At 75.9% G+C, this 5,561-nt stretch carries 1 protein-coding gene; it reads left to right on the top strand.

Translation table 11 applies throughout. The annotated features are described in order from the left end of the window. On the top strand, positions 1-5,561 hold a 5,561-nt coding region (locus AB0K09_RS29135), incomplete at both ends, for an amino acid adenylation domain-containing protein (RefSeq protein ID WP_366068406.1).

The raw sequence follows: 5,561 nt of genomic DNA, 5'->3' as shown, positions 1-5,561 counted from the left end.
GCCGGCCGGCTGCCGTCGTACATGGTGCCGTCCGTCGTCATGGCCCTGGACTCCCTCCCCCTGACGCCCAACGGCAAGACCGACCGCAAGGCCCTGCCCGCGCCCGCCGCGGCCGCCCGGCCGAGCCGGGAACCGCGCAGCCCCCGCGAGGAGATCCTCTGCGGCCTGTTCGCCGAGATCCTGGGCGTCCCGCGCGTCGGCATCGACGACAGCTTCTTCGACCTCGGCGGCCACTCCCTCCTCGCCACCCGCCTGGTCTCCCGCATCCGCACCGTCCTCGGCGCCGAACTCCCCATCCGCGCCCTGTTCGAGACGCCGACCGTCGCCGGGCTCGCCCGGCGGACCGAGGAGGCGGACGCCGCGCGCCCCGCGCTCGTCCGGCAGGAGCGCCCGCGGACCGTCCCGCTGTCCTTCGCCCAGCGCCGGCTGTGGTTCGTCAACCGCATGGACCCCGGCGCCTCGCACTACAACATGGCCACCGCCCTGCGCCTGCGCGGCCCCCTCGACGAGGACGCCCTGTCCGCCGCGCTCGCCGACGTCGTCACCCGGCACGAGAGCCTGCGCACCGTCTTCCCCGAGGACGGCGGCCGGCCCCACCAGATGATCCTCGGCCCGGACGCGGCCACGGCCGCGCTGCCGCGCCGGCTGACGACGACCGAGGAGGAACTGACCGAGACCGTCGAGACGTTCGTCCGCCAGGGCTTCGACCTCTCCGTCGAGCCGCCCCTGCGGGCCGCCCTGCTGGCCCTCGGCCCCGACGAGCACGTGCTCGTGCTCGTGCTGCACCACATCGCCGGCGACGGCTGGTCGCTGCGCCCGCTCGTGCGCGACCTCGCCACCGCCTACGCCGCGCGCCTCGACGGCGCCGCCCCGCAGTGGTCCCCGCTGCCCGTCCAGTACGCGGACTACGCCCTGTGGCAGCGCGAGCTGTTCGGCGACGAGGACGACCCCGGCAGCCTGGCCGCCCGGCAGCTGGCCCACTGGACCCGGGCCCTCGCCGGACTGCCCGAGGAACTCGCCCTGCCCACCGACCGGCCCCGCCCGGCCACCGGCACCCACCGCGGCGAGGCCGTCGCCTTCACCCTCGACGCCCCGCTGCACCGCAGGCTCCTCGCGCTCTCCCGGGAGAGCGGGACCAGCATGTTCATGGTCTTCCAGGCGGCCCTGGCCGCCCTGCTCACCCGCCTCGGCGCCGGCACCGACATCCCCCTCGGCACCGCGGTGGCCGGCCGCACCGACGACGCCACCGAGGACCTCATCGGCGTCTTCATCAACGAGCTCGTGCTGCGCACCGACACCACGGGTGCCCCCTCCTTCCGCGAGCTGCTCGCCCGCGTCAAGGAGACCGACCTCACCGCCTACGCCCACCAGGACCTGCCGTTCGAGCGGCTGGTCGAGGAGCTCAACCCGGCGCGCTCCCTGGCCCGCCACCCGCTCTTCCAGGTCTCCCTGTCCGTGCGGGACGAGGCCCCTGCCGTGCCCGCGCTGCGGGGCCTGGAGGTCAGCACGGTGCCCCGGGCCGGCGAGGCGGCCCGCTTCGACCTGTCCTTCGGCCTCGGCGAACTCCGCACCGCCGACGGCGCGCCCGGCGGCGTGCGCGGCCAGGCCGTCTACGCCACCGACCTCTTCGACCGCTCCACCGTCGACACCCTGGTGGCCCGCTTCACCCGGCTGCTGGCGGCCGCCGCCGCCGAACCCGACCGGTCGATCGGCGACCTGGAGATCCTTGCCGAGGACGAGCGCCACGAGCTGCTGACGGCCCGCAACGCCACCGTCCAGGACGTGCCGGACGCAACGCTGGCCGAGCTGTTCGCCCGCCAGGCCGCCCGCACGCCCGACGCCCTCGCCGTCGTCCACGGGACACAGACCGTCACCTACGCGGAGCTCGACGCCCGCGCGAACCGGCTGGCCCGGCTGCTCCTGCGGCACGGCGCCGGACCGGAGTCCCGGGTGGCCCTCGCCCTGCCGCGCTCGCTCGACGCGGTGACCGCGATGCTCGCCGCCGGCCGGGCCGGAGCCGCCTACGTCCCCCTGGACACCGAACAGGCCGGGCCGCGGCTGGACTTCGTGTTGCGGGACGCCGCCCCGGCCCTGGTGCTCACCACCCGGGACACGCTCGCCGGCCTGCCGTCGCTCGCCGACGGGCCGTGGCAGCGACTCGTCCTCGACGCGGACGAGGTCCGCGCCGCCCTGGAGGAGCAGTCCCGAGAGCCGCTGTCCGGCGAGGAGCTCCCGGTGCCGCCGTCCCCCGCGCACCTGGCGTACGTCATCTACACCTCCGGCTCCACCGGCACCCCCAAGGGCGTACAGGTCGAACAGCGCGCGATCGCCGACTACGCCGTCCGCGCCGCCGCCGTCTACCCGGGCCTGGCCGGCCGCACCCTGCTGCACTCCTCGCTCTCCTTCGACCTCGGGCTGACCACCCTGTACGGCACCCTGCTGGCGGGCGGCACCCTGTACGTCGCGGACCTCGACGAGCACCTGGACGTGCCGGGCGGGCTCACCTTCCTCAAGGCGACCCCCAGCCATCTGCCGGTGCTGGAGCTGCTGCCGGACGTCCTGGCGCCGGGCGCCGAGCTGATGACCGGCGGCGAGGCGCTGCGCGGCGAGCAGCTCGCGCCCTGGCGCGAGCGCCGCCCCGACCTGACGTTCGTCAACCACTACGGCCCCACCGAGACCACGGTCGGCTGCTTCGACCACCGCACCCCGCCGGCCGGGCCCGTCGCGTCCGGTCCCGTGCCACTGGGCCGGCCCATGTGGAACACCCGGGCGTATGTGCTGGACGACCGGCTGCGGCCGGTGCCGGACGGCACCGTCGGCGAGCTCTACGTGGCGGGCACGGGCCTCGCCCGCGGCTACGGCGGCCGGCCGGCGCTCACCTCCGAGCGGTTCGTCGCCGACCCGTACGGCCCCGCCGGCACCCGCATGTACCGCACCGGAGACCTCGTCCGCCGGCGCGGGGACGGGCTGCCCGAGTTCGTCGGCCGGGCCGACGACCAGGTCAAGATCCGTGGCTTCCGCATCGAACTCGGCGAGGTGGAGTCCGCGCTGCTCGCCGTCGAGGGCGTCGGCGCCGCCACCGCGGCGGTGCGCGAGGACCGGCCCGGCGACAAGCGGCTCGTCGGCTACGTCGTCCCGGCCGGCGGACCGGCCGGAGCGCCCCTCGATCCGGCCGCGGTGCGCCGCCGGCTGACCGGTACCCTGCCCGGTCACCTGGTCCCCGCCGACGTGGTGGTGCTCGACGCGCTGCCGCTGACCGCCAACGGCAAGGTGGACCGCCGGGCCCTGCCCGCGCCGCGCACCACGCACACCGTGGCGGGACGCGCACCGCGCACCCCCGAGGAAGAGACCCTGTGCGGGCTGTTCGCCGACGTGCTGGGCGTCCCCGCGGTCGGGATCGACGACGACTTCTTCGCCCTCGGCGGCCACTCGCTGCTGGCCACCCAGATGGTCAACCGGGTCCGCACCGCCTTCGGCGCCGAACTGCCCCTGCGTGCCCTGTTCGAGGCCCCCACCGTGGCCGGTCTCGCCCGGCTGCTGCCCGGCGCCCGCACCGCCCGCCGTCCGCTGTCCCCCGCCGAACGGCCCGCACACGTCCCGCTGTCGTACGCGCAGCGCCGGCTCTGGTTCCTCAACCAGCTCGACACGGCCGGCTCGCTGTACAACGTGCCGGTCGTCCTCGGGCTGCGCGGCGAGCTGGACCACGACGCCCTGCGGCTCGCGGTGCGGGACGTCGTCGCCCGGCACGAGTCGCTGCGCACCGTGTTCCCCGCGGTGGACGGCGAGCCCGTCCAGCAGGTGCTGGACGCCCGGGACCACGCGCCGGACGTGCCGGTGCTCCGGGCCGCGGCCCACGAGGTGCGGCAGCTCACCGACGAGCTCACCGGCCGGGGCTTCGACCTGACCACGCAGCCGCCGCTGCGGGCCGCGCTGATCGCGGCCGGCCCGCAGGACCACCACCTGGTCCTGGTGCTGCACCACATCGCCAGCGACGCCTGGTCCTGGCGGCCGCTGACGGCCGACCTCGCCACCGCCTACGCGGCACGCCGCGCCGGCGAGGCCCCCGAGTGGGAACCGCTGCCCGTCCAGTACGCCGACTACGCGATCTGGCAGCGCGAGGTCCTCGGCGACGAGTCGGACCCCGGCAGCGAACTCTCCCGCCAGCTGACCCACTGGACCGGGGCCCTCGCCGGGCTGCCCGAGGAGCTGAACCTGCCGGCCGACCGCCCCCGCCCGGCGTCCGGCCCGCAGGACGGCGCCAAGCACCGCTTCACCCTCGACCCCGGGCTGCACCGCGACCTGCTGGTCCTGGCCGCCGCCACCGGCACCAGCCTGTTCATGGTCGTCCAGGCCGGCCTCGCCACGCTCCTCACGCGCCTCGGCGCCGGCACGGACATCCCCATCGGCGCCCCGATCGCGGGGCGCAGCGACGACGCCCTCGACGATCTCGTGGGCTTCTTCCTCAACACCCTCGTGCTGCGCACCGACACTTCGGGGGAGCCCACCGTCCGCGAGCTGCTGGCCCGGGTCCGGGAGACCGACCTCACCGCCTACGCCCACCAGGACGTGCCGTTCGAGCGGCTGGTCGAGGCCCTCAACCCGGCCCGCTCCCTGACGCGGCACCCGCTGTTCCAGGTGACGCTGACCGTGCAGAACACCGCGCCGGCCGGACTGGAACTGCCCGGCCTCACGGTCAGCCCCGAGAACGGCGAGCACCACCGGGCCCGCTTCGACCTGTCCTTCGGCCTGGGGGAGCGGCGCACCGCCCAGGGCGCCCCCGACGGCATCGAGGGTGTCCTCGAGTACGCCACGTCCCTCTTCGACCGCGCCACGGCGGAATCCCTCGCCACCCGCCTCGAACGCGTTCTGCGCGCGATGGCCGCCGACCCCGACCGCGGCATCACCGGGACCGAGCTGCTGTCCGGCGAGGAACGCGAGCGGATCGTCACCGGCTGGAACGACACCGCGCGCGAACTCCCGGCGGAACTGCTGCCCGAGCGGTTCGCCGCGCAGGCGGCGCGCACCCCGGACGCGGAAGCCGTCGTCCTCGGCGGCGAATCGGTGTCCTACGCGGAGCTGGACGCACGGGTGAACGGCCTGGCGAACGCGCTGCTCGCGCGGGGCGTCGGCCGGGGTGATCTGGTGGCCCTCGCGCTGCCGCGTTCGGTGGACGCGGTGGTCGCGATGCTGGCCGCCGGCCGGGCGGGGGCCGCGTTCCTGCCGGTGGACGTCGGCTTCCCGGCCGAGCGCATCGCGTATGTGCTGGCGGACGCCGCACCGGCGGTCGTGCTGACGACCGAGGGGACCGCCCTGCCCGAGGGCCTGAACCTGCTGACGGTGGACGGGATCGCCCCGGCCGCCGCCCTGTCCGGGACCCGGCCGGTGTCGGCCGCCGATCCGGCGTACGTTCTCTACACCTCGGGCTCGACCGGCCGCCCCAAGGGCGTCGTCGTCCCGCACGGCGCGCTGGCCAACTTCCTGTCCTCGATGCGCGAGCACACCGCCCTGACGCCGGCCGACCGCTGGCTGGCGGTGACGACGTTCGGCTTCGACATCTCGCT

Source organism: Streptomyces sp. NPDC049577, from assembly GCF_040675635.1.
GTDB lineage: Bacteria > Actinomycetota > Actinomycetes > Streptomycetales > Streptomycetaceae > Streptomyces.
Note: the sequence above shows the minus strand (reverse complement) of the source record. Positions and strands in the feature narration are given on the sequence as shown.